1 protein-coding gene is annotated in these 2,393 nt (G+C 62.4%); it reads right to left on the minus strand.

Going from position 1 to position 2,393, the window contains the following annotated elements; all coding sequences use genetic code 11:
- A partial coding sequence (gene gltB, locus ACIOU6_RS27720; RefSeq protein WP_401139914.1) for a glutamate synthase large subunit occupies positions 1–2,393 on the minus strand: 2,393 nt, incomplete at both ends.

Here is a 2,393-nt window from a genome sequence, read left to right on the forward strand (position 1 = left end):
GGCAGTTGTTCAGGTGGCAGATACGCAGGTATTTGCAGCCCAGCGCGATCATTGGCGCGGTACCGAAGCCGAAGCTTTCGGCGCCGAGGATCGCTGCCTTGATCACGTCGAGGCCGGTTTTCAGGCCGCCGTCGGTCTGCACCCGGACTTTGCCGCGCAGGTCGTTGCCGCGCAGGGTCTGGTGGGTTTCGGCGAGGCCGAGTTCCCACGGTGCGCCAGCGTATTTGATTGAGGTCAGCGGCGAAGCACCGGTGCCACCGTCGTAGCCGGAGATAGTGATCAAGTCCGCGTAGGCCTTGGCCACACCGGCAGCGATGGTGCCAACGCCCGCTTCGGCGACGAGTTTCACCGAAACCAGCGCCTTCGGGTTGACCTGCTTGAGGTCAAAAATCAGCTGCGACAAGTCTTCGATCGAATAGATGTCGTGGTGCGGCGGTGGCGAAATCAGCGTTACGCCCGGCACTGCGTAACGCAGCTTGGCGATCAGCCCGTTCACTTTACCGCCCGGCAGTTGCCCGCCCTCGCCTGGCTTGGCGCCTTGGGCGACCTTGATCTGCAGCACTTCGGCGTTGACCAGGTATTCCGGGGTAACCCCGAAACGGCCCGTCGCGACCTGCTTGATTTTCGAGCTCTTGATGGTGCCGTAACGCGCCGGATCTTCACCACCTTCGCCGGAGTTGGAACGCGCACCGAGGCGGTTCATGGCTTCGGCCAGGGCTTCGTGAGCTTCCGGCGACAGGGCGCCCAGCGAGATGCCGGCGGAGTCGAAGCGCTTGAGCACCGATTCCAGCGGTTCGATTTCACTGATGTCCAGCGGCGTGTCGAGGGTCTTGACCTTGAACAGGTCACGAATCATCGACACCGGACGGTTATCCACCAGCGAGGTGTATTCCTTGAACTTGGCGTAGTCGCCCTGCTGCACGGCGGCTTGCAGGGTGTTAACCACGTCCGGGTTGTAGGCGTGGTATTCGCCACCGTGGACGAACTTCAGCAGACCGCCCTGCTGGATCGGCTTGCGCGGGCTCCAGGCTTCGGTGGCCAGTGCTTTTTGCTCGGCTTCGATGTCGACGAAACGTGCGCCCTTGATGCGGCTCGGCACGCCACGGAAGCTCAGCTCGCACACTTCTTCGGCCAGGCCGATGGCTTCGAACAACTGCGCACCGCGGTACGAAGCGATGGTCGAGATGCCCATCTTCGACAGGATCTTGAGCAGACCTTTGGTGATGCCTTTGCGGTAGTTCTTGAACACCTCGTAGAGGTCGCCCAGCACTTCACCGGTACGGATCAGGTCGCCCAGCACTTCGTAAGCCAGGAACGGATAGACCGCCGAGGCGCCGAAACCGATCAGCACCGCGAAGTGGTGCGGATCGCGTGCGGTCGCGGTTTCAACGAGGATGTTGGAGTCGCAGCGCAGGCCTTTTTCGGTCAGGCGGTGGTGTACCGCACCGGTGGCCAGCGAGGCGTGAATCGGCAGCTTGCCCGGCGCGATATGGCGGTCGCTCAGGACGATCTGGGTACGACCGGCGCGCGCGGCTTCTTCAGCCTGATCGGCCACGTTGCGGATGGCCGCTTCGAGGCCGACGCTTTCGTCGTAGTTGAGGTCGATGATCTGCCGCTCGAAGCCCGGGCGGTCGAGGTTCATCAGCGAGCGCCACTTGGCCGGGGAAATCACCGGCGAGCTGAGGATCACGCGCGAGGCGTGTTCCGGCGATTCCTGGAAGATGTTGCGCTCGGCACCGAGGCAGATTTCCAGCGACATCACGATCGCTTCACGCAGCGGGTCGATCGGCGGGTTGGTGACCTGCGCGAACTGCTGGCGGAAATAGTCGTATGGCGTGCGCACGCGCTGCGACAGCACGGCCATCGGCGTGTCATCGCCCATCGAACCCACGGCTTCGTAGCCTTGCTCGCCAAGCGGACGCAGGACCTGATCGCGCTCCTCGAACGTGACCTGATACATCTTCATGTATTGCTTGAGCTGATCGACGTCGTAGAAAGCCGAACCGTGATCGTTGTCTTCCATGGTCGCCTGAATGCGCAGGGCATTCTTGCGCAGCCATTGCTTGTACGGATGACGGGATTTCAAGCGGTTGTCGATCGCATCGGTGTCGAGGATCTGCCCGGTTTCGGTGTCCACGGCGAGGATCTGGCCCGGGCCTACGCGGCCCTTGGCGATCACGTCTTCTGGCTGGTAGTTCCAGACGCCGATTTCCGAGGCAACGGTGATGAAACCGTTGGTGGTGGTGACCCAGCGCGCCGGGCGCAGACCGTTACGGTCGAGCAGGCACACCGCGTAGCGACCGTCGGTCATGACCACGCCGGCCGGGCCGTCCCACGGTTCCATGTGCATCGAGTTGTACTCGTAGAACGCTCTCTGATCCTGGTTCATGTTT

This window comes from Pseudomonas sp. NPDC087615, assembly GCF_044743445.1.
GTDB lineage: Bacteria > Pseudomonadota > Gammaproteobacteria > Pseudomonadales > Pseudomonadaceae > Aquipseudomonas > Aquipseudomonas baetica_A.